24 protein-coding genes are annotated in these 20,975 nt (G+C 69.9%); 15 read left to right on the top strand and 9 right to left on the bottom strand.

The annotated features are described in order from the left end of the window. Nucleotides 1-335 precede the first annotated feature (335 nt). Both ACIRON_RS29820 and ACIRON_RS29815 read left to right on the top strand, forming a co-directional pair. Entirely contained in the window at nt 336-1,058 is a 723-nt protein-coding gene (locus ACIRON_RS29820; protein WP_402998758.1) for a FadR/GntR family transcriptional regulator, read from the top strand. Further along, nucleotides 1,055-1,714: a cache domain-containing protein gene (locus ACIRON_RS29815; protein WP_402998716.1), complete on the top strand. Its 660-nt coding sequence runs from the start codon at nt 1,055-1,057 to the stop codon at nt 1,712-1,714. Before ACIRON_RS29820 ends, ACIRON_RS29815 begins: the two co-directional genes overlap by 4 nt. Here ACIRON_RS29815 and ACIRON_RS29810 read toward each other — a convergent pair. Then, nucleotides 1,711-3,177: a DHA2 family efflux MFS transporter permease subunit gene (locus ACIRON_RS29810; protein WP_402998714.1), complete on the bottom strand. Its 1,467-nt coding sequence runs from the start codon at nt 3,175-3,177 to the stop codon at nt 1,711-1,713. The genes ACIRON_RS29815 and ACIRON_RS29810 overlap by 4 nt on opposite strands. Nucleotides 3,178-3,238: 61 nt before the next feature. On the opposite strand from ACIRON_RS29810, the gene ACIRON_RS29805 reads away from it, so the two are divergent. The 6 genes from ACIRON_RS29805 (at nt 3,239) to ACIRON_RS29780 (ending at nt 8,429) form a co-directional block, all read left to right on the top strand. Beyond that, a complete protein-coding gene (locus ACIRON_RS29805; RefSeq protein ID WP_402998711.1) occupies nt 3,239-3,652 on the top strand; it encodes a DUF3151 domain-containing protein in 414 nt (137 codons plus the stop codon). A 45-nt stretch (nt 3,653-3,697) separates the two neighbouring features. Next, entirely contained in the window at nt 3,698-5,200 is a 1,503-nt protein-coding gene (gene lysS / locus ACIRON_RS29800; RefSeq protein ID WP_402998709.1) for a lysine--tRNA ligase, read from the top strand. Nucleotides 5,201-5,272: 72 nt separating this feature from the next. Continuing rightward, nucleotides 5,273-6,253: a helix-turn-helix domain-containing protein gene (locus ACIRON_RS29795; RefSeq protein ID WP_402998706.1), complete on the top strand. Its 981-nt coding sequence runs from the start codon at nt 5,273-5,275 to the stop codon at nt 6,251-6,253. 159 nt (nt 6,254-6,412) lie between these two features. Beyond that, entirely contained in the window at nt 6,413-7,711 is a 1,299-nt protein-coding gene (locus ACIRON_RS29790) for an adenylosuccinate synthase (protein ID WP_402998703.1), read from the top strand. A gap of 66 nt (nt 7,712-7,777) precedes the next feature. After that, entirely contained in the window at nt 7,778-8,170 is a 393-nt protein-coding gene (locus tag ACIRON_RS29785; protein ID WP_402998700.1) for a hypothetical protein, read from the top strand. 10 nt (nt 8,171-8,180) lie between these two features. Then, the gene (locus ACIRON_RS29780; protein WP_402998698.1) at nt 8,181-8,429 is read left to right on the top strand and encodes a hypothetical protein; all 249 of its coding nucleotides are present in this window, start codon (nt 8,181-8,183) and stop codon (nt 8,427-8,429) included. A gap of 23 nt (nt 8,430-8,452) precedes the next feature. Here ACIRON_RS29780 and ACIRON_RS29775 read toward each other — a convergent pair whose 3' ends face one another. From ACIRON_RS29775 to ACIRON_RS29765, 3 genes are read right to left on the bottom strand one after another with little or no spacing between them, the layout of a single operon-like run. Then, nucleotides 8,453-8,737: a hypothetical protein gene (locus ACIRON_RS29775; protein ID WP_402998696.1), complete on the bottom strand. Its 285-nt coding sequence runs from the start codon at nt 8,735-8,737 to the stop codon at nt 8,453-8,455. Between the two features lie 22 nt (nt 8,738-8,759). Continuing rightward, nucleotides 8,760-10,046: a phosphoribosylamine--glycine ligase gene (purD, locus tag ACIRON_RS29770; protein ID WP_402998693.1), complete on the bottom strand. Its 1,287-nt coding sequence runs from the start codon at nt 10,044-10,046 to the stop codon at nt 8,760-8,762. A gap of 30 nt (nt 10,047-10,076) precedes the next feature. After that, nucleotides 10,077-11,291, bottom strand: coding sequence for a DUF4032 domain-containing protein (locus ACIRON_RS29765; RefSeq protein WP_402998690.1), 1,215 nt, complete (start codon nt 11,289-11,291; stop codon nt 10,077-10,079). A gap of 39 nt (nt 11,292-11,330) precedes the next feature. Between ACIRON_RS29765 and purB the strand changes: the two genes are divergently transcribed. Genes purB through ACIRON_RS29750 form a run of 3 tightly spaced genes read left to right on the top strand, consistent with a single transcriptional unit; the run spans nt 11,331 to nt 14,120 of the window. Continuing rightward, nucleotides 11,331-12,773, top strand: a complete 1,443-nt coding sequence (gene purB / locus ACIRON_RS29760; protein WP_402998756.1) for an adenylosuccinate lyase — start codon at nt 11,331-11,333, stop codon at nt 12,771-12,773. Between the two features lie 5 nt (nt 12,774-12,778). Next, nucleotides 12,779-13,171: an NUDIX domain-containing protein gene (locus ACIRON_RS29755; protein WP_402998687.1), complete on the top strand. Its 393-nt coding sequence runs from the start codon at nt 12,779-12,781 to the stop codon at nt 13,169-13,171. 40 nt (nt 13,172-13,211) lie between these two features. After that, a complete protein-coding gene (locus ACIRON_RS29750; protein ID WP_402998684.1) occupies nt 13,212-14,120 on the top strand; it encodes an oxygenase MpaB family protein in 909 nt (302 codons plus the stop codon). Here the strand turns inward: ACIRON_RS29750 and ACIRON_RS29745 are convergent. Continuing rightward, nucleotides 14,107-14,424, bottom strand: a complete 318-nt coding sequence (locus tag ACIRON_RS29745; protein WP_402998682.1) for an antibiotic biosynthesis monooxygenase family protein — start codon at nt 14,422-14,424, stop codon at nt 14,107-14,109. The two genes, ACIRON_RS29750 and ACIRON_RS29745, sit on opposite strands and share 14 nt — an antisense overlap. Before the next feature lie 58 nt (nt 14,425-14,482). Here ACIRON_RS29745 and ACIRON_RS29740 point away from each other — a divergent pair, with 58 nt between their 5' ends. Beyond that, a complete protein-coding gene (locus ACIRON_RS29740; protein ID WP_402998679.1) occupies nt 14,483-15,067 on the top strand; it encodes an antibiotic biosynthesis monooxygenase in 585 nt (194 codons plus the stop codon). On the opposite strand, the gene ACIRON_RS29735 is transcribed toward ACIRON_RS29740, so the two are convergent. Continuing rightward, complete coding sequence (locus ACIRON_RS29735; protein ID WP_402998676.1) at nt 15,064-15,396, bottom strand: ArsR/SmtB family transcription factor; 333 nt, start codon at nt 15,394-15,396, stop codon at nt 15,064-15,066. The two genes, ACIRON_RS29740 and ACIRON_RS29735, sit on opposite strands and share 4 nt — an antisense overlap. Nucleotides 15,397-15,480: 84 nt before the next feature. On the opposite strand from ACIRON_RS29735, the gene ACIRON_RS29730 reads away from it, so the two are divergent. After that, complete coding sequence (locus ACIRON_RS29730; RefSeq protein ID WP_402998673.1) at nt 15,481-16,689, top strand: MFS transporter; 1,209 nt, start codon at nt 15,481-15,483, stop codon at nt 16,687-16,689. A gap of 8 nt (nt 16,690-16,697) precedes the next feature. Here ACIRON_RS29730 and ACIRON_RS29725 read toward each other — a convergent pair whose 3' ends face one another. Together ACIRON_RS29725 and ACIRON_RS29720 are read right to left on the bottom strand one after the other, a co-directional pair. Continuing rightward, nucleotides 16,698-17,297, bottom strand: coding sequence for a nucleoside deaminase (locus ACIRON_RS29725; protein ID WP_402998671.1), 600 nt, complete (start codon nt 17,295-17,297; stop codon nt 16,698-16,700). Continuing rightward, nucleotides 17,297-17,893 (bottom strand): hypothetical protein, encoded by a 597-nt coding sequence (locus ACIRON_RS29720; RefSeq protein ID WP_402998668.1) that lies wholly within the window; start codon nt 17,891-17,893, stop codon nt 17,297-17,299. The genes ACIRON_RS29725 and ACIRON_RS29720 overlap by 1 nt, the downstream gene beginning before the upstream one ends. A 161-nt stretch (nt 17,894-18,054) precedes the next feature. Here ACIRON_RS29720 and ACIRON_RS29715 point away from each other — a divergent pair, with 161 nt between their 5' ends. After that, nucleotides 18,055-18,954 (top strand): hypothetical protein, encoded by a 900-nt coding sequence (locus tag ACIRON_RS29715; protein WP_402998665.1) that lies wholly within the window; start codon nt 18,055-18,057, stop codon nt 18,952-18,954. Here ACIRON_RS29715 and ACIRON_RS29710 read toward each other — a convergent pair. Beyond that, complete coding sequence (locus ACIRON_RS29710; RefSeq protein ID WP_402998662.1) at nt 18,938-19,924, bottom strand: sulfotransferase family protein; 987 nt, start codon at nt 19,922-19,924, stop codon at nt 18,938-18,940. The genes ACIRON_RS29715 and ACIRON_RS29710 overlap by 17 nt on opposite strands. 83 nt (nt 19,925-20,007) lie before the next feature. On the opposite strand from ACIRON_RS29710, the gene ACIRON_RS29705 reads away from it, so the two are divergent. Beyond that, a complete protein-coding gene (locus ACIRON_RS29705; RefSeq protein WP_402998659.1) occupies nt 20,008-20,916 on the top strand; it encodes a phosphoribosylaminoimidazolesuccinocarboxamide synthase in 909 nt (302 codons plus the stop codon). The last annotated feature ends 59 nt before the right edge of the window (nt 20,917-20,975 follow it).

The following is a 20,975-nucleotide window of genomic DNA, read 5'->3' as shown; positions in this document are numbered from 1 at the left end:
CGATGTACCTCGGTGAACCCGCACTGACTTCGTGGAGTTCGCCGAAGTAGGTGACCGCTGACCGAGGTACCTCGGTCAGCATCCGCACCGCCGCCCGCCCCTAAAACCTAAGAGTCGGATGCCCAGCGCCCCCCACAAGCCCTGGACATCCGACGATCTTGGGTGACCGACACCAGTGTGCGTCAGCCGTGCGCACAGGTTAGGCATAGAAACGCCCATGGATCCAGATGGTTAAGACGAAATTCATGAAGTTTCTGTGCCCATTCGAACAGAATCGAACAGATTCGAGGGCCGAATCATCTGGATCCATACATTAGGATTTCGCTGTGCGTGTGATGACCTCCCGAGCTCGCGCGGCCATCTTCGCCCCGATCGGCGACGAAGGCCGGGCCGCGCGCGTCGAGAACCGGCTCGCGGAGGCGATCCGCTCTGGCGTGCTCGCGCACGGCGAGCGGCTCCCCAGCGAGCCCGAGCTCGCCCAGATGCTCGGCGTCGCGACGGTCACCGCACGAGAGGCGTTGGTCGCGCTGCGCGCCAAGGGGCTGGTGGTGACGACCCGGGGGAGGGGCGGTGGCTCGTTCGTACGTGCCCCCGAGAGCGGCGACCTCGTCGAGGACCGGCTCGCCGCGATGTCGAGGGTCGAGCTGCGAGACCGGGCGACGGTCTACCTGGTGGTGCTCACCGGCTGTGCGGAGATCGCGGCGGAGCGTACGGACCCCGACGAGGTCGAGGACCTCCGCGACCTGCTGATCCCGCTCAACGTCAGCGACGTGGCCCGCTGGCGCAGCGCCGACAGCGAGCTCTACCTGTCGGTGGCCGCGTTGACCCAGTCGGCCCGGATGACGCGAGAGGTGGTGCGCCAGGAGGCCGACTTCGGCGCGCTGCTCCGGATCCCGCTCAACGAGCCGGGATTCCGGGAGGCCGCGGCGACCCGCCACCAGGAGCTTGTCGAAGCCCTCGCAGCAGGAGATGCTGTCAGGGCACGGGAGAGCGTACGCGAGCACGTCGCCCACTCCCTTGAACGCTTGGCCGAGATCCATGAGGCGGTGCGACGATGACGAAGACGATGACACCCATCGACTGTGTGACGCAGGTCGAGCAGCATTTCGGGCCGATCGTGACCGAGCTCGAGCGCGTACGCAGCGAGGTGGCCGCCCTCTTCGAGGCCGGTCCGGTCACCACCGCTTCCCTGCGGGAGCGGCTCGAGCCCGGCTCGTTGGAGTTCCTGCGCAACCCCAACCTCATCGGTGGTGGCTTCGTCGTGGCCCCGGGTGTGCTCACCGACCGCCGGCTCTACCTCGTCTGGTGGCAGGGCGAGGAGCGTGACTTCCTCGGCGACGCCGATGCGCCGGGCACCGGCGAGGCGATCGACTACACCCGCCAGCCCTGGTACCGCACCCCGGAGCGCACGGGTGAGCTGACCCTCGTCGGGCCGTACGTCGACTTCGTCTGCACCGATGAGTACGTCATGACCACGACGATGCCGGTCTACGTCGACGGCCGCATGGTCGGCGTCGCCGGGGCCGACACCCTGGTCGAGACGCTCGAGACGATGCTGCTGCCGGGGCTGCGCGAGGCCGGTGCGACGCTGGTCAACGGCCACGGCAAGGCGATCGTCTCGGCCGACCCGCAGCTGGCCACCGGTTCCCCGCTCACCACGGCCCGCGACATGATCCCGTGCCGGGGCCTGCCGCTCTCGGTCGCCCTGTCCTAGGCGGGCGGCTTCACCAAGTGGCGCGGGGTGGTGAAGAAGAGCACCGCCACGAAGCCGACCACCAGCGCGATCGCCGGAAGCAGGGTCGCCTGGGCCATCGCCCGGGAGAACTGCTCGGCGACCTCCGCGGGCATCTGGGCGCCGGCGCCGGTCTCCGCGCTCGCGTCCAGTCCGTTGGCCGCGATGCGCGCGTCCATGAGCACCGCGATGGCGGCGGAGCCGACCACCGAGCCGACGGTCCTGGTGGCGTTGTAGACGCCCGCCCCGGCTCCGGCCTGGCGGGGCGGCAGGTTGCGGGTCGCGGCCGCCGCGAGCGGCGCCCACACGAACGCCATCCCGAGCCCGAGCACACCCATCGGCACGAGGATCTCCCAGACCTCCGAGTCCGGGGTCATCGGCCGGGTGACCCAGAAGATCGCCACGGCGCAGCAGAAGAAGCCGAAGCTGGTGAGCCAGCGGGGGTGGACCGTGTCGTTGATCCTGCCGACGACCGGAGCGAGCAACAGCGAGACCACGGCCATCGGCACCATCAGCAGCGAGGCCTCGAGCGCGTCGTAGCCGCGGACGATCTGCGCGTACAACATCAGTGGGAAGCCCATCGTCGTGGCCGCCATCCCCATGCAGGTGATCGCGATGTTGGCGACCGAGAAGTTGCGGTCACCGAAGAGGCTCAGGGGCAGCAGCGGCTCCCGCTTGTTGCGCGCCTCCCACAGCACGAACAGGCCCAGCATGACGACTCCGCCGCCCACCAGCGCCCAGATCAGCGCATCCCAGCCCCGCTGCTCGCCGTCCTGCAGGCCGAAGACGAGGCAGAACATGCCGATCCCGCTCAGCGCGACACCCAGCCAGTCGAACACGTGCGAGTGGGTCGGCAGCAGCGGCACCAGCCGCCAGTTGAGGACGAACGCCACCACGCCCACCGGGACGTTGATGAAGAAGATCCACTCCCAGCCGCCGAGATCGACGAGCACGCCGCCGAGGATCGGACCGACGAGGGTCGCGACGCCGGCCGTGGCGCCCCACAGCGCCATCGCCGCGCCGCGGCGATCCGCCGGGAAGATCCGGGTGATCACCGCCATCGTCTGCGGCGTCATCATGGACGCGCCCACGCCCTGCACGGCGCGGGCGGCGATCAGCATCGTGATGCTGCCCGAGAGCCCGCACCACAGCGAGGCGAGCGTGAAGATCGCCAGGCCGCCCAGGTAGAGCCACTTCGGCCCGAACCGGTCACCGAGACGGCCCATGATCAGCACCGGGACCGCATAGGTCAGCAGGTAGGCGCTGGTCACCCACAGCACGTCGTTGGTGCTCGCATCCAGGTCCCTCATGATGTCCGGCGTCGCGACGGTCACGATCGTCATGTCGACGAGGATCATGAAGAAGCCGATGCACAGCGCGGCCAGGCTGCGCCAGGGATGTTCCACGGTGGTGCCAGCAGTCTGCGACGCCGTCGTCTCGGTCATGAACACAGTCAACACCCGACCACCGACTTTCGTGTCGGTGGTCGCGGGCACAATGGTGGCTATGACCCACCAGGACCTGATGGCCGGACCGCCGCCGACCCACCTCCCCGCCGACCCCGCGAACGACGAGCTGACCGCCGGCACCGAGCCCGCCGAGGTCGTACGCCGCCACCCGGCCTCGCCCGCCGCCTGGGCCGCGCTCGCCCTGGCCGCCAAGGAGGCCGGCGCCGAGGACGTGACCATCTACGCCTACGCCCGCGTCGGCTACCACCGCTCGCTCGACATGCTGCGCCGCAACGGTTGGAAGGGCCACGGCCCGGTGCCGTGGGAGCACGAGCCCAACCGCGGCTTCCTGACCAGCCTCGCCCTCCTCGCCGAGCAGGCCAAGGCGATCGGCGAGACCGAGGAGTGGGAGCGCTGCAGCGGGTTCCTGTGCGACAGCAGCCCGACGGCGTACGACACGCTGCTGGGCTGATTACCGAATCGCGTCGGACCAGCGATTTCGCCTAGCCTTGCCCCTGTGACTGAGCAGACCACCAACGCGCCCGAACCGGACCTCAACGAGCAGATGATCGTCCGGCGCGAGAAGCGCGAGCGGCTGCTGGCCGAGGGCAAGAAGGCGTACGCCATCGGGGTCGGCCGCACGCACACGCTCGCCGAGGTGCGCGAGGCCTACGAGGACAAGCTCGAGGCCGGCGAGGAGACCCAGGACGTGGTCACCGTCGCCGGTCGGGTCATGTTCGTCCGCAACACCGGCAAGCTCGCGTTCGCGACGCTGCAGGAGGGCGTCGGCACCCGGCTCCAGGTGATGCTCTCGCTCGCCGAGGTGGGGGAGGAGTCGCTCGCGGAGTGGAAGAGCCTGGTCGACCTCGGTGACCACGTCGCCGTCACCGGCCGGGTGATCTCCTCGCGGCGCGGTGAGCTCTCCATCATGGCCTCGAGCTGGGAGATGGCGTCCAAGGCGCTGCGGCCGCTGCCGGTGCTCCACAAGGACCTGTCCGAGGAGGCCCGGGTCCGGCAGCGCTACGCCGACCTGATCGTGCGCCAGGAGGCGCGCGACATGGTGCGTACGCGCGCCAAGATCACCCAGGCGATCCGCCGCCGTCTGGAGGACGACGGGTACCTCGAGGTCGAGACGCCGGTCCTCCAGCTGATCCACGGTGGCGCGCACGCGCGGCCGTTCAACACCCACATGAACGCGTTCGACCAGCCGATGACGCTGCGCATCGCGCTCGAGCTCAACCTCAAGAAGGCGGTCGTCGGCGGCGTCGACAAGGTCTACGAGATCGGCCGGATCTTCCGCAACGAGGGCGTCGACTCCACGCACAGCCCCGAGTTCACGATGATCGAGGCCTACCAGGCCTACGGCGACCAGTTCACCATCGCCGAGCAGATGCGGCAGATGTATCTCGCCGCCGCCGACGCGGTCGGCAGCCGCCAAGTCGAGACTGAGGCCGGTGTCATCGACCTGGACGGCGAGTGGAAGTGGCTGCCGGTCTACGAGGGTGTCTCCGAGGCCGTCGGCGTCGAGGTCACCCCCGAGACCGACGTCGACACGCTCAGGGCGCTGGCCGACAAGCACGACGTCGAGCTCGACCCGGCCTGGGACGCGGCCAAGGTCGTCATGGAGCTCTGCGGCGAGCTGGTGGAGCCCAACCTGATCCAGCCGACGTTCCTCTGCGACTTCCCGGCGATCGCCCAGCCGCTGGCGCGGATCAACGACGAGGAGCCGGGCAAGGTGCTCGCCTGGGACCTGATCATCGGCGGTGTCGAGCGCGGCACCGGGTTCACCGAGCTGATCGACCCGGTCGTGCAGCGCGACGTGCTCACCGCGCAGTCCCTCCTCGCCGCCGGCGGCGACCCCGAGGCGATGCAGCTCGACGAGGACTTCCTGCGGGCGCTGGAGTACGGCGCCCCGCCGATGGGTGGCCTCGGCCTCGGCCTGGACCGGGCGATCATGCTGTTCACCGGTGCCGGAATCCGCGAGACCATCCTCTTCCCGCTTCTCAAGCCCGAGGCCTGAGCAGCGGCCGCTGGTCGACACCCGCTCGCTGGCGCTCGCGGGGCTCGACCAGCGGGGCCTAAAGTGCCAGGTATGGAGAACGGCCGGTCGCAGACGCTGATGACCGCGCTCGGGTTCGACCCGGACGCGGCGCAGCTCTACAGCCGCCTGCTCCCGCTCAACGGGTGGCCGTTCGTGGTCGTCGCGGCGACGCTGTCGACCTCCGAGCAGGAGCTGCTGGAGGAGGCCGCGCCGCTGGTCGAGAGCGGTGTCGTCTCCATCGGTGAGACCTTGACCGTGCTCAGCCCGCCGGCAGTGGTCGCCCACATGCTGGAGCGGGCCGCGACCAGGGCCCAGGACGCCCATGATCACCTGCTCAAGATCTCCCAGTCGGTTCCGTACGTCGCAGGCACCGCCGCACGGCTCCCGGCCCCGATCGGCGAGGAGCACCCGATCGAGGGTGAGGTGATCGCGACAGAGTTCACGCCGGAGACCTTCGAGCGGCTGGTCTCGACAACCTCGGGCGACATGATGTGGCTGCGCCCGGCGGTGACCGTGCATCCCTCGGAGATGCGGTTCATCTCGGTCATCGAGTCGACGATCAAGTCGGGTCGCCGGTGCCGCGGCATCTACCCGGTGGCGGCACTGAAGCACTCACCCGAGGTGCTGCGGATGCGGGTCGAGATCGGTGAGGAGATCCGGATCCTGCCGCGCGTCGGCACCCACCTGATGGTGGTCGGCAGCACCCACGCGATGTTCCCGGACCCGCTCGGCCCGGTGGAGCAGCCGATCATCAACGTACGCCAGCGAGGCATCGTCGAGGTCGTCACCAGCTACTTCGAGGAGCTGTGGCGCCGTGCCCTTCCGGCGGCCGAGCTGGAGGACCTGCCGAACGCCGAGCGCCGCCTGTTGCTCGCCGAGCTGGCCAGCGGAGCCCAGGACGAGCAGATCGCGCGGAGGCTCGGGGTCTCGCTGCGTACGGTCCGGCGACGGGTCGCCGAACTGCTCGAGGAGCTCGGTGCGACCTCGCGGTTCGAGGCGGGTGTGGAGGCCGCACGGCGAGCCTGGCTGTGACGTACGCGCTCGAATTTGCTAGCGTGTGGTCGCAAGAGCCCTGGTCTTGCCAGGGTTCTTTGCTTCTTGAAATGGATTCAGCACACACACTAGATATTGGTGCGTTGAGCAGCCGCCGTATGGCGGAGGGACTCCGTCCGGAGCGAAGGAGCGACACACATGCCCGCGATCACGATCATCGGTGCCCAATGGGGCGACGAAGGCAAGGGCAAGGCGACCGACCTGCTCGGTGAGCAGGTCGACTACGTCGTCAAGTTCAACGGCGGCAACAACGCCGGCCACACGGTGGTGATCCGCCAGGAGGACGGGAGCAGCGAGAAGTACGCCCTCCACCTGCTGCCCAGCGGCATCCTGACCTCCGGCGTGACGCCGGTGATCGGCAACGGCGTCGTCGTCGACCTCGCGGTCCTCTTCGAGGAACTGACCGGTCTGGAGCAGCGCGGCGTCGACATCTCCAAGCTGAAGCTGTCCGCCAGCGCCCACGTCATCGCCGACTACAACCGCCAGCTCGACAAGGTCACCGAGCGCTTCCTCGGCTCGCGCAAGATCGGCACCACCGGCCGCGGCATCGGACCGACCTACGCCGACAAGGTCAACCGCATCGGCATCCGCGTCCAGGACCTCTTCGACGAGTCGATCCTGCGCGGCAAGGTCGAGGGCGCGCTCGAGCTGAAGAACCAGCTCCTCGGGAAGGTCTACAACCGGCGCGGCTTCACCGTCGAGGCGATCGTCGACGACCTGCTGTCCTACGCGGACCGGATCGCCCCGATGGTCTGCGACACCGGCCTGCTGCTCAACCAGGCGCTCGACCGGGGCGAGACGGTTCTGCTCGAGGGCGGCCAGGCGACCCTGCTCGACGTCGACCACGGCACCTACCCGTTCGTGACCTCCTCCAACGCCACCTCGGGTGGCGCCTGCACCGGCTCCGGGATCCCGCCGACGCGGATCGACCGGGTGATCGGGATCGTGAAGGCCTACACCACGCGCGTGGGCGAGGGTCCGTTCCCGACCGAGCTCTTCGACGAGTCCGGTGCCTACCTGGCCGAGAACGGCCACGAGTTCGGCACGACCACCGGGCGTCCGCGTCGCTGCGGCTGGTACGACGCGGTCATCGCCCGCTACGCCGCCCGCGTCAACGGCGTCACCGACTTCGTCCTCACCAAGCTGGACGTGCTCGGCGGCCTCGAGGAGATCCCGGTGTGCGTCGCGTACGACGTCGACGGTGTCCGCCACGACGAGATGCCCGTCAACCAGTCCGACTTCCACCACGCCAAGCCGATCTTCGAGACGCTGCCGGGCTGGAAGGAAGACATCTCGGGGGCGCGGTCGTTCGCCGACCTCCCGGCCAACGCCCAGGCGTACGTGAAGTTCGTCGAGGAGATCTCCGGTGCCCCGATGTCCGTCATCGGCGTCGGCCCGGCCCGCGACGAGACGGTCATCATCAACTCGCTGACGTGACGGCGGCGCGGCCACTGACCGAAATTGTCGGTGGCCGCAGCCAGACTGTCCTCGGAGGTGAACCGAATGGTCAGGCTGGTGCCCATCCGGGACGACGACGTCCCGAGCACGTTGGTCGTGCTGCGCGAGGGTGTGAACACGCTCAGCGATGAGTCGTTGGCAGCCGCGTGCGAGCGAGCCCATGGCGAGATCGGGCTGCTTGGCTTCTCGGTTCTCGAGGTGCCGCACGGCGACTTCGCAGAGCTCGCGCGGCTCCGCCCTCTCCTGAAGGTGCGGCGGAAGGTGAGGACGGCGCTCGGTGCCGAGCTCGTAGCGGCGGGTTTCGTGCTCGTCCCGACGCTGGACTTCCCACACTGGACGTTGGTCCTTCCGGAAGCGACCGAGGAGCACTTCAAGCGGGTGCGCTGGGTGTTCTCCGAGCCGATCGACAACCCGGCGTACGAGAGTCGGCGGAGGTAGCATGGACGTCATGGAGTCGGCTGACCTGATCTACGACCCGACCGAGGTCGGGGCGGATCTCGTCGTTCTCTGCTGGATCTCGCAAGGGCCCCGGAGCGAGGACGGAAGCTTTGACCCGCAGCCGTCTGACGTCGTGTCGGTGACCGATGCCGACGGTGAGGACCTGTGGGCGCGGGTCATCCGGCGTGATGGCAATCGGGTCTGGGTCCAGCTTGACGTCCCCGGAGTTGCCGCCGCGCCTGCGTCCGTCTCCGTGTGATCTCGCGCAGGTGAGTTAAGCGGTCAGGTCGCCGGGCGGCGGATGGTGACCCGCCCGGCTTTCAGGTCCACCCCGTGGGCGGGGTCGTCGCCGTCGGGCGAGGGAATGACGTGCCCGATGTTGTCCTGGTCCTTGAGGTCGCGCGCGGCGCGGGCGTTGCCGGGGTCGAAGACGTCGATGAAGTTGCCGAGACCGTCGCCGATCCCGGCGGAGACGCCGCGCCGCGAGGAGCGTAGGGCCCTGTTGCAGGCTGCGATGACCAGGCCGAGCACGAGAACAACGGCGACGCCGAACACGACCCAGGTCATGTCCGGCAGACTACGCCGACGCTCAAAGCAGCGAGGCGCCCTCGACGACCCCGAGCGGCTCGGCCGCGATGTCGGAGCGGCGCTGGAGACCGTCGAAGGTGATCAGGTCGGCGGCTGCGTACGCCCGCGAGCGCGCGTCGTCGATGTCGTAGCCCTTCGCGCGGACCGCCAGCACCCGACCTCCCGCGGTGACCAGGTGGCGGTGGTCGGGCTCCTCGGGGGTGGAGGCGTCGACGATCGCGGTGCCGGCGTGGATCACGTCGACGTCGTTGATCGAGTTGGCGTTGCCGGCGCCTGTGATGACGTCGCCCTTCGAGGAGGACTCCGGGTAGCCCGCCGATGCCAGCACGACGGTCACCGAGGCGCCGTCGGAGAAGGTCGGCGCCGTGACGGTGTCCAGCGCGCCCGTGGCAGCCGCGAGGAGCAGGTCGGCGAGGGAGGACTCCAGAAGGGCGAGGACGGGCTGGATGTCGGGATCACCGAACCGGCAGTTGAACTCGATCACCTTCGGACCCTTGGCGGTCAGCGAGAGCCCGACGTAGAGGCACCCGACGAACGGGGCGCCGCGCTTCTCCATCTCGGCGAGCGTCGGCTCGACGACGGAGGCCAGCACCACCTCGGCCAGGTCGGGCTGGGCCCACGGCAGCGGTGAGTAGGAACCCATCCCGCCGGTGTTGCCGCCCTTGCCGCCGTCGAAGATCCGCTTGAAGTCCTGCGCCGGCTGCAGCGCGTAGGCCCGGGTGCCGTCGCAGACCGCGAACACCGAGACCTCCGGGCCGTCGAGGAACTCCTCGATGACGACCTGCTCGCAGGCGGCCGCGTGGGCCAGCGCCTCGTCGCGGTCCTTCGTCACGACGACGCCCTTGCCCGCGGCCAGAGCGTCGTCCTTGACGACGTAGGGAGCGCCGAACTCGTCCAGGGCGGCGGCCGCCTCCTCGGGCGTGGTCGCCACGCGCGAGCCCGCGGTCGGAACGCCGGCCGCAGACATCACGTCCTTCGAGAACGCCTTCGACCCCTCGAGCTGCGCGGCAGCCTCCGACGGCCCGAAGACCGCGATCCCCGCTTCGCGAACCGCATCGGCGACCCCGGCCACCAGCGGTGCCTCGGGGCCGACGACGACCAGATCGACGCCGAGCTCGCCCGCCAGGGCGGCGATCGCCGGACCGGACATGATGTCCACGTCCCGAAGCGTCGCGAAGGCGGCGATCCCCGGATTCCCGGGTGCGGCGTACACCTCGTTCCCCTCCTGGGAGAGCTTCAGAGCGAGCGCGTGCTCACGACCACCGGTGCCGACGACGAGGATCTTCACGGAGCCACCTTATGCCGCGACGGCCGTGGTTCATTCCTCGGCGGGCGGGGTGACGGCCTCGTCGGGGCGGTGCTGGATGACGTCCTCGTAGTAGGACTCGGCGGCGTTGATGAGCTTGACCCACTCGCCGGCGAACTGGGAGAGCACCCAGCGGTGCTCGAGGATCTCGTGGAACGTCTGCGCCGGGGTGAGCTTGGCGGCGGCGCCGGCCGGTCGCATCGCGACGATGGGCTCGTAGACCTCGCGCAGCCAGCGGCTCGCGGCGACCTCGATCGGCCGGTCGCCGAGCTCGCGGGTGGCGCGGAAAGCGGAGATGTCGTTGAGGATCCGCCGTGCCTGGGCGTCCTGGACGTCGAGCCCGGTCAGGGTACGCAGCTCGCGGCGGTGGTGGCCGAGCTCGACCACCCGCGGGCGGAGGGCCACGGTGTCGCCGTCCTCGCTGGCGGTGATGTCGAGCTCCTCGACGTCGAAGCCGAGGTCGTGGAGGCGCTCGATGCGCTGCTCGATGTGCCACATCTCCTCCGCGGAGAAGACCTGCTCCTCGGTGAGCTCGCGCCACAGCGCGTCGTAGCGGTCCTGGAGCCGCTCGACGATCGCGTCGATCGGGAAGGCCTCCGGCAGCGACTCGCTCGCCTGCAGGTCGAGCAGCTCGCCGTAGATGTTCTGGTAGGCGACCTCGAGGTCGTACTCCCGCAGCCGGTCGGAGAGCTCGGGCTTCAGCTCGCCGGTCTCGGCATCGACCAGGTAGGCGGCGAAGCCAGCCGCGTCGCGCACGAACAGGACGTTCGACAAGGACACGTCGCCCCAGTAGAAGCCGGCCAGGTGGAGGCGTACGAGCAGGACGACGAGGGCGTCGATCAGGCTCGGCAGCCGGTCGGCGGCCAGGCCCCTCTCGAACAGCGCCCGGTAGGGGAGCGAGTAGGTGAGGTGCTCGGTCATCAGCGCGGCGCCGAGGTCGTTGCCGTCGTGGTCCTTGCGACCGGTGACGACGCTCTTGGCGACCACGGTCGGCAGGCCGAGGCGCTGGAGCTCGCGCAGCATGTCGTACTCGCGGCGGGCGATGTCGGCCTGGGTCTCCTTGACCGCGTAGATGTTGTTGCGCACCCGCACGATGCGTACGACATGGCGGCTCAGCCCGCGAGTCAGGGGCACCACGACGTCGTCCGGCCACTCCTCCAGGGGGAGTGACCAGGGCAGGGTGTAGATCGCCGGATCGGGCCGGCTGGCGAGGATCCGCAGGGCCATACCGCCACGTTAGTGGGGGTGGGCACGGAGCATGGGAGAATATCCGCCGTGACTGTGGTGCCCAACGTTCTCGCCAACCGCTATGCCGCGGCCGACCTCGCCGGGATCTGGAGTCCCGAGCACAAGATCGTCCTGGAGCGTCAGCTCTGGATCGCTGTGCTCAAGGCCCAGAAGGATCTCGGCATCGACGTCCCCGACGGGGTGGTGGAGGCGTACGAGAAGGTCGTCGCCCAAGGTGAGTCCGGTGTCGACCTCGACTCGATCGCGGCCCGTGAGCGGATCACCCGCCACGACGTGAAGGCGCGGATCGAGGAGTTCGCCGCGCTGGCCGGTCACGAGCACATCCACAAGGGCATGACCAGCCGCGACCTGACCGAGAACGTCGAGCAGCTCCAGGTCCTCTCGAGCCTGAAGCTGATCCGCGACCGTGCCGTCGCGACGCTGGCCCGCCTGGCCCGGCTTGCGACCGAGCACGAGACGACCGTCATGGCCGGCCGCAGCCACAACGTCGCGGCCCAGGCGACGACGCTCGGCAAGCGGTTCGCGACCGTCGCCGACGAGATGCTGGTCGGGCTCCAGCGGGTCGAGGAGCTCATCGCCCGCTACCCGCTGCGCGGGATCAAGGGCCCGATGGGCACCGCGCAGGACATGCTCGACCTGCTCGACGGTGACGCGGACAAGCTCGCGCAGCTCGAGGAGCGGGTCGCGGACCACCTCGGCTTCGAGAACGTCTTCACCAGCGTCGGCCAGGTCTACCCGCGCTCCCTCGACTTCGACGCGGTCTCGGCGCTGGTCCAGCTGATCTCCGGTCCGTCCAACCTCTCGACCACGATCCGGCTGATGGCCGGCAACGAGCTGGTCACCGAGGGCTTCAAGGAGGGCCAGGTCGGCTCCTCGGCGATGCCGCACAAGATGAACTCGCGCTCCACCGAGCGGGTCAACGGCCTCTCGGTCGTGCTCCGCGGCTACCTCTCGATGATCTCCGAGCTGGCCGGCGACCAGTGGAACGAGGGCGACGTCTCCGACTCGGTCGTGCGCCGCGTCGCACTCCCGGACGCCTTCTTCGCCGCCGACGGCCTCTTCCAGACCTTCCTGACCGTGCTCGACGAGTTCGGCGCCTTCCCGGCCGTGATCCAGCGCGAGCTCGACCGCTACCTGCCGTTCCTGGCGACCACCAAGGTGCTGATGGCCGCGGTCCGCAACGGCGTCGGCCGCGAGGAGGCCCACGAGGCGATCAAGGAGGCCGCCGTCGGCACCGCGCTGTCGATGCGCAAGGGCCAGGCGGAGAACGACGTCTTCGCCAAGCTCGGCGCCGACCCGCGCCTGGGCCTGACCGAGGAACAGATCACGTCGCTCGTCGCGGCGCCGATCGAGTTCACCGGTGCCGCCGTCGCGCAGGTCCAGGAGGTCGTACGCCGCGTGGAGGCCGTCACCGCCCGCCACCCCGAGGCTGCCGCCTACGCGCCCGGAGAGATCCTCTGAGTCCCGTGATCACCGTCGCGGCGGTCGTCTTCCGCGACGGTGACGGGCGGATGCTGACCGTCCGCAAGAACGGCACCGCGAGCTTCATGCTCCCCGGCGGAAAGCTGGAGCCGGGGGAGTCGGCCGCGCAGGCGGCCGTCCGTGAGGTGGCCGAGGAGCTCGGCGTACGCCTGCAGGTCAAGGACCTCACCCTGCTCGGCGAGTTCGAGGCGGCCGCCGCCAACGAGCCTGGGCACATGGTGCGCTCGACGGTCTTCACCTGGACCGGCGAGGTGACCCCGGACGCAGCTGCCGAGATCGCGGAGCTGCGCTGGGCGACGCTCGCCGAGATCACCGAGGGCGCCGACTTCGCGCCGCTGACCAGGGAGTACGTCGTCCCGGCGCTGCAGCCGGCCTGAACCCCCGCGACCTGCCGCCACGCAGTGCCACACTGTCGGTATGCCCGGGTACTTCGCCGCAGACTCGATGGTCGTCCGTGCGATGCGTCAGCGGGCCGTCGGGCTGACCTGGGGACAACGGGCGCTGGTGATCGGCGGCCTGCACCCGCGGCTCTTCGTCGGCACCGCGCAGCACACGGCACACCGAGCGACGCCCTACACGAGGCTCGCGCTGACCGCTCGGCTGATGGAGACGGTCTTCCTCGGCACCACGGAGGAGGCCGACCGGGCGCTCGCGTTCACGGCGCGCCGTCATGTGCCCGTGGAGGGCGCGATGGAGGTCGACGGCGGCCCCGCGCACCCGGCGGGCGCGACCTACTCCGCGGCCGACCCCGGGCTGATGTGGTGGACGGCGGCGTTCGCGCTGGACTCGGTCGAGTTCATGTACGACGCCCTGGTCAGGCCGCTGCGTCCGGACGAGCGCGAGCAGCTCTTCGAGGGGTTCGTGACCTGGGCCGGTCTCTTCGGGATGCCGGCCGACGCCGCCCCGACGTCCTATCCCGACTTCCGCCGCCGCTTCGACGCCTGGCTGGCCTCGGACGAGCCGCATCTCGTCGACGAGGCTCGCCTGGTCGGCCGGCACATCGCCGGCACCGCCGGCTACCACCTCCCCGGTGGGTCACCGACCTCCGAGACGCTCCGGACCGTCGTCCAGGGCAGTCTCCCGGCGACCGTCCGCGAGCACTACGGCATCCCGTGGTCGGCCGCGGCCGAGAGGAGATGGCGGGGCGTACGCACCGCCAGCCGTCTCGCCCACGGCCGCCTCTCGCTCCTCGGATCTACGCCGCTGCTGCGCGGGAGGAGCGAGCACTTCTACAAGGTCGTCCAGCGGGGTGAACAGGCCTTGGTGCGCCGAGGAGGCGTCAGCATCCCCGGCGTCTCGGACGTCTCCGACGTCAGGCCGGCTTGACGTCCAGCACGACCTCGAACTCCAGCAGGTCGGCACCGGTGGAGACCGGCTTGCGCGGCGCCTCACCCGGCGGGGTCGCATGCGCGGCGCGCGCATCCCCGTCGCGCCAGGCGGCGAAGGACTCCTCCGAGTCCCAGTGGGTGACGACGAAGTAGCGGTCGTCGCCGGCGACCGGGCGCAGCAGCTGGAAGCCGAGGAACCCCGGCGACTTGTCGACGGTCCCTGCGCGTGCCGCGAACCGCTTCTCGAGCTCGGCGCCCGCACCGTCCGGAACCTGGATTGCATTGATCTTCACCACAGACATGCCGCAAACCTATGCGAGGGCTGGGGAGGTGGCGTACGTGGCTGCGACGATGGATGGCATGTCAGACCCGGTAACCGTGACCATCGCCCGTCGAGTCTCCGTGGAGCGCCGCGACGAGATGGTCGCCTGGATGCAGGCGGGGATCCGGCTGGCCAGCGAGTTCCCCGGCTTCCTGGGGGCGGGCTGGGTGCGGCCGTCGCCGGACTCCGACCAGTGGCACCTGCTCTACCGGTTCGACTCCCACGAGACCTTGGGGAGCTGGGACAACAGCCGCCAGCGCGGCTGGTGGCTCGGTGCGGGCGAGCCGTTCGTCGAGGAGACCAGGATCGAGCGGCGTACGGGCATCGAGGGTTGGTTCGACCCGCCGAGCACCTACGACGTCGAGCAGGTCTCCGGGGTCGCGACGGCCCCGCCGCGGTGGAAGCAGACGATCACGATCTTCCTGATGTTCTATCCGGTCAGCCTGCTCGCCAACTGGCTGATCGGACCGCTCGTCGGGGAATGGGCGCTGCCGCTGAAGGTGCTCGGGGTGATGGTCGTGACGCTGCCGTTCATGACCTACTTCGGGCTGCCGTGGATCACCCGCAACATGGAGTGGTTCCTGCACGGACGCCCGGCCCCCTGGCGCGCGCGCCGCGGCTAGGGGTTCGCGCTGTCCTTCTCGGCCGAGAGCACGGCATCGAGGAGCCCCGGGAACCGAGCGTCGAGGTCCTCGCGGCGCAGCGAGAGCCGCCGGGCGCGGCCGTTGGCCTCGTTGCGGACCACGCCGGCCGTACGCAGCACCTTCATCAGGTGCGACTTGGTCGACTTCGGCACGTCCGGGTTGCTCAGGTGGCACTCCGCCATGTCGAGAGGTCCGTCGACCAGCTGACGGGCGATCGCCAGGCGCTCGGGGTCGCTGAGCGCGAAGAGCACGGTCGTCAGTGAGATCTCCGACCGATCGGGATGCGGAAGGTCCGGGGAAGAACTCATGGTTCGATAATAGTTGCACAGTCAGTGGAAGGCACGTACTCTCCTAAAAGGTTCGAAATAATTCGAACGATGGATGGAGTGGTGATGTCGGCAGAGGTAGTGAGCGGTACGACGACGGACGCCGTCGTCGGCCGGCGACTCGGCGCGGGAGTGGCCCTCGGGGCGGTCGTGCTGATGATGGCCGGGGCCAGCGCGCCCTCGCCCTTCTATCCCGACCTCCAGGTGACCCTCGGGCTGCAGCCCTGGGTGATGACGGCGGTCTTCGCCGTCTACGCCGTGGCTCTGCTGGCCACCCTGCTCGTGTTCGGTTCGGTCTCCGACCACGTCGGCCGGCGTCCGGTGGTGACCGTCGGGTTCCTCCTGCTGGCGGCCAGCTTCGCGCTCTTCCAGGGTGCCGACACCGCCGCCGCCCTCTTCGAGGCGCGGATCCTGCAGGGGGTCGCGAGCGGCCTGCTGCTCTCGACCCTCTCGGCCGCCGTGGCCGATTTCGAGCGGCCCTCGCGGCCCGGATCGGCGGCGGTGGTCAACGCCGTCGCGCCGATGGCCGGCCTGGCGGTCGGTGCCGTCGCCGCCGGCGTGGCCCTTCAGATGAGCGGCGACGCGCGGCTCATCGTGTTTGATGCGCTCGTCGTGCTCTCGCTCCTGCTCGCGGCGGGAGTGTGGCTCGCCCCGGAGACCGCTCCGCGTCACGAGGGGCTGGTCGCCTCGCTGCGTCCGCGGATCGCGGTGCCGCCGGCGATCCGGGGCCTGCTCGCCCGCAGCGCCCCGGCGATCTTCGCCGGCTGGGCCACCGGTGGGCTGTTCCTCTCGCTCGGCGCGGCGATCGTACGCACCGAGCTGGGCGCCTCCAGCCACATCCTCCAGGGGCTGGCGATCGGTGCCCTGGCCGGTGCCGGAGCGGCGGCTGCGTACGCCTTCCGGAACCGCTCGGCGCGAGCGACGACGCTCTACGGCACGGCCGCGCTGGCCGTCGGCACGGTGCTCAGCCTGCTCGCCCTCGCGACCGGCTCGGCAACCGCCTACCTCGTCGCCGTGGTCGTCGCGGGCACCGGCTTCGGCACGGCCTTCTTCGGCATCCTGCGCACGATCATGCCGCTCCTCCCGGCCCATGAGCGGGCCGAGGTCTTCGCGGTGATCTTCATCGTGTCCTACCTGGCCTTCGGCGTCCCCGCCGTCATCGCCGGGGTGCTGACGCCGCAGATCGGCCTCGCGACCACGACCTACGTCTACGGCGCCGTGGTCGTGGCGCTCTCCGCGTCGGCCGGGCTGCTCCGCTGGCGCAGCGGCGACTGAGTCGTACCTCAGGGGTGGGCGATCGCGCCGCCGCCCTTCCCCGCCTGGTAGGCCGCCGAGAGCTCGTCGTAGATCACGGCGATCCGGACGAGCTGGTCGGGGTCGGCGAGCGCGGCGAGCCCGGTGCTGACGAAGTAGGCGTTGGTGCGGTTGTAGAGGTCGCGTCCCGGGGCCACCTCGTCACGGTCGGGGTCCGGGACGGCGTAGACGCCCTTCAGGATCGCCAGGTCGTAGGGGATCGCGAAGGAGTCGGCCGAGTCCTGGTGGCTGAAGAGGTAGGCGAACTCGGGGAACCCGGACCAGGCGATCCCCGACAGGCACAGCGAGCACGGCTCGTGGGTCGCCAGCAGCAGGCAGTCGGCGGGCGCCGGCCGGTCCTCGGCCGGCAGCTCGAAGAAGCGCTTGATGGCATGGATCTCCCCGTGCCACAGCGGGTTCTCGGTCTCGTTGTTGGTCTCGGCGACCACCGTCGAGAGGTCCGCGCGGCGCACGATCGCGGCACCGAAGATCTTGTTGCCCGCGGCCACGCCGGCACGGGTCAGCGGGACGATCTCCTGCTCGATCACATCCAGCAGGCGACGTACGTCCGCCTCGTCGGTCAGGTCCATCAGACCAGGGCTTCGCCGCCGTGGGTGGTGAGCTTGCGGGCCACCTCGGCGAGGTCGGCGCGCCAGACCTCCTCGGGGCCGGGCGGGAGGATGTCGTCCCAGTCGGGCGAGAAGCTGCCGCGTACGGAGAGCAGGTCCTTCGGGCGGGCCAGGAACCACATGTGCAGGTGCTCGGCGCCGTCGCCGATCCGCATCGCGTGGCAACGGGCGATGTTGGGCAGGCTCTCCACGATCCTGGCGAGCCGCACCGTGAGGACCCCGAACTCGGCCGCCTGGTGCTCGTCGAGATCGGGCAGGTCGTAGTGCTCGAGCGGCTCGAGGATCAGCACCAGCGGCAGGCCGGACTGCTTCAGGTGCTTCACCCGCCAGCTCTCGTCCTGCCAGATCACGCCCGGCAGATCGGTGCCGCACAGGTTGCAGTCCACGCCGTCCTCGCCGCTTCGCGACTCCTCGGGCGCCGGGGGAGCGAGCGGCTTGGGAGCGATCTCGCCGTCGCGTACGACCCACGGGAAGACGTCCCACTCGGTCACGCTCGGAGCGGGCAGGTCGCCGCCGGCCTGGACGCGGGCATAGATCTGATCAGCTGTCTCGGCCATGGCTCGAACGATGCCACAGCGGGCGGAGAAGTAACACGCTGTTTGGCGGACTATCCGGGCGTTCCGATAGGGCGAGGAGTCCTACCAACGACGTGTTACATGCCCGTGTGACCACGGCGCGGCTGATTAGTCGAGTGAGTGGATTGACTATCATTGGCTCCATGAGTATCGCCACGCTGTCGTCCCTGCCGTCCTACGACGGCGCCGAGGTCGTCGTCCCCGCACCGGGCGAGGGGCCGGGCAACTGGGCCGGCGCGGCGAGCGCGGTCCTGGTCGACGGGGTCTTCTGGCTGACCTGGCGCAACCGGCGCCCGCTCTCGGACGGGCGCGGGGTGACGGTCAGTGTCGCCCGGTCGACCGACGGGGTGCGGTTCGAGACCGTGACCGAGGTCCACCGCGACCAGTTCGGCTGCGAGTCGCTGGAGCGACCCGTGCTGGTGCCGCTTCCTGACGATGGAGGCTGGCGGCTCTACCTCTCCTGCGCCACCTGGGACTCCAAGCACTGGTGGGTCGACAGCCTCACCGCCGACACCGTCGAGGGGCTCCCCGAGGGCCACCGTCAGGTCGTCCATCCCGGCAGCGACACCGTCGCGGTCAAGGACCCGGTGATCGCGATCGACCCGGTGACCCAGACCTGGCAGATGTGGTTGTGCTGCCACCCGCTCACCGAGCCCGGCCACGAGGACCGGATGACGACCCGCTACCTCACCTCCACCGACGGCTTGGAGTGGCACGACGACGGTGAGGTCCTCGCCGGACGTCCCGGTCGCTGGGACGCCCGCGGGGCCCGGGTCACCACGGTCGTCTCCCATGATCCGCTCGTCGTCCTCTACGACGGCCGTGCCGACGCCGAGTCCAACTGGTACGAGACCACCGGCGTCGCCCGCTGGGACGGCACCCGCCTGGTCGCCGACCCGGCGGCCGGCCCGGTCACCAGCCCGCACTCCGACGGCGCCTTCCGCTACGCCAGCGCGGTGGCGCTGCCCGACGGCCGGATCCGCTACTACGTGGAGGCCGCCCGTGAGGACGGCGCCCACGACCTGATCACGCTGGTTCGCTGAGGTTCTCCGCGAGTCTTGCGCGCTCCTGGAACGATCCCCGGCTCGCGGTGGAGAGCCAGTCGGAGAAGTCCTGACCGCTCACCTTGGTGAGCAGCTCGATGTCCTCGGCGAAGGCGGGCAGCAGCTGCTCGCGCTGCTCCGGCCTCAGCCGGGGCCGGTGGTGGTCGCCCGGCCCGGAGAGTTGACGCAGCAGCGGCGGGTAGCTCCGACGCCACACCTCCGGCGGGGCGAACTGACCGAGCCAGGCTCCGCCCCGGATCACCGGACCGAGCACCTTCGGGCGCCAGCCGGGTTCGACGTACGTCCTGTGGTTGTCCTTCGGGATGTGGTCGACGTGGCCCTGCTCGATGCCGAGGAAGCGGCACGCGCGGTCGACGGTCGCGGCCGGCTCGTCGACGATGTCGCGGTAGCGCACCACCAGCACACGGTCCTCGCCGACCAGCCCGTAGAGGTGGTCGAGCTGCCGGCCGTAGAGCCCGAGCTCGCGATAGCGCCAGAACGGCGCCCAGCCGTCGTCGGCGCGCCGGTCCTGGAGCCGGAACGCGGCGGGGAAGTCGGCGACGGGCTCCAGTCCGTCACACCACAGGTGCATCCAGTTGGAGTAGGCGCGATCGATCGGGTCGCGCACGACGGCGATCAGCTTCACCTCCGGAAGCTCCTGGGCGATCCGCCGCTGGGCGCTGGTGGACCAGAGGTAGAACGGCGTGCTCTCGCCCCGGACCGCGTGCTCGGGGGCGGCGGCGAAGAGCCGGTCGTAGTCCTGCCGCCGCCAGACCCACTCCTGCTGGGAGTGCTTGTCGCCGGGGCCGCGCCAGTGCGGCGGCGGAGCGTCGTCGCAGAGCCAGTACTTCGGCTCCTTCGGTGTCGTGGCGAACACCTGCGGGTGCCTCGCCAGCGCCGAGTGCAGGGCCGTGGTCCCGGCCTTCGGCGCCCCGATGATCAAGAAGTCTGGCTGTGGTCGTCGTTCCATGGGCGGCCCTCTCGCTTAAATCGCTCGAAACAGTCTACTTAAGCGAGAAACGGTTCGGGAGGACTATCTCTTAGGCTGATCCTGTGGCTGAACTCAACATCCCGCCGGCGCCGGCGATCCCGGGCGCGAAGCACCTCCACTCCGGCAAGGTGCGCGACCTCTACGAGCTCGAGGAGGGGCCGTACGCCGGCCAGCTCCTGATGGTCGCCAGCGACCGCATCTCGGCCTTCGACCACGTCTTCGACACGGTCATCCCGGACAAGGGTGAGATCCTCACCCGGCTGTCGATGTGGTGGTTCGAGCAGTTCGAGGACCTGGTCCCGACCCACGTGCTCTCGACCGACGTCCCTGCGGCCGTCGAGGGCCGTGCGGTGGTCGCCCAGAAGCTCCACATGCTGCCCGTCGAGTGTGTCGCGCGCGGCTACCTGACCGGGTCGGGCCTGCGTGAGTACGAGGCCACCGGCGAGGTCTGCGGCATCCGGCTCCCGGCCGGCCTGGTCGACGGCTCCCGGCTCACCCCGCCGATCTTCACCCCGGCCACCAAGGCCGAGCTCGGCGACCACGACGAGAACGTCACCTACGAATACATCTCCAAGCTGATCGGCGAGGACGACGCTGCCGCGGTCCGCCGGCTCACCCTGGCGGTCTACCAGTGCGCCGACGAGATCGCCCGCGGCTGCGGCCTCATCCTGGCCGACACGAAGTTCGAGTTCGGCGTACGTCAGGACGACCTGGGCATCCGCACGATCGTGCTCGCCGACGAGGTGCTCACTCCGGACTCCTCCCGCTACTGGGACGCGAGCCAGTGGCACCCCGGCACCGCGATCCCCAGCTTCGACAAGGACGTGATCCGGCGCTGGCTGCTCTCGCCGGAGGCCGGCTGGGACCGCGCCGCCGGTGGCCCGCCGCCGGAGCTGCCCGAGGAGATCGTCGCGCGCACGCGGGCGAAGTACGTCGAGGCGTACGAGAAACTGACCGGGCACCGATTCTGAGACACGTGTCGCACTAAAAACCGCGGACCTTGTTTCTTGGTTGGCTACCAGCGGGTAAG

Origin of the sequence: Nocardioides sp. NPDC101246, from assembly GCF_044767415.1 — a bacterium.
Taxonomy (GTDB): Bacteria; Actinomycetota; Actinomycetes; order Propionibacteriales; family Nocardioidaceae; genus Nocardioides.
Note: the sequence above shows the minus strand (reverse complement) of the source record. Positions and strands in the feature narration are given on the sequence as shown.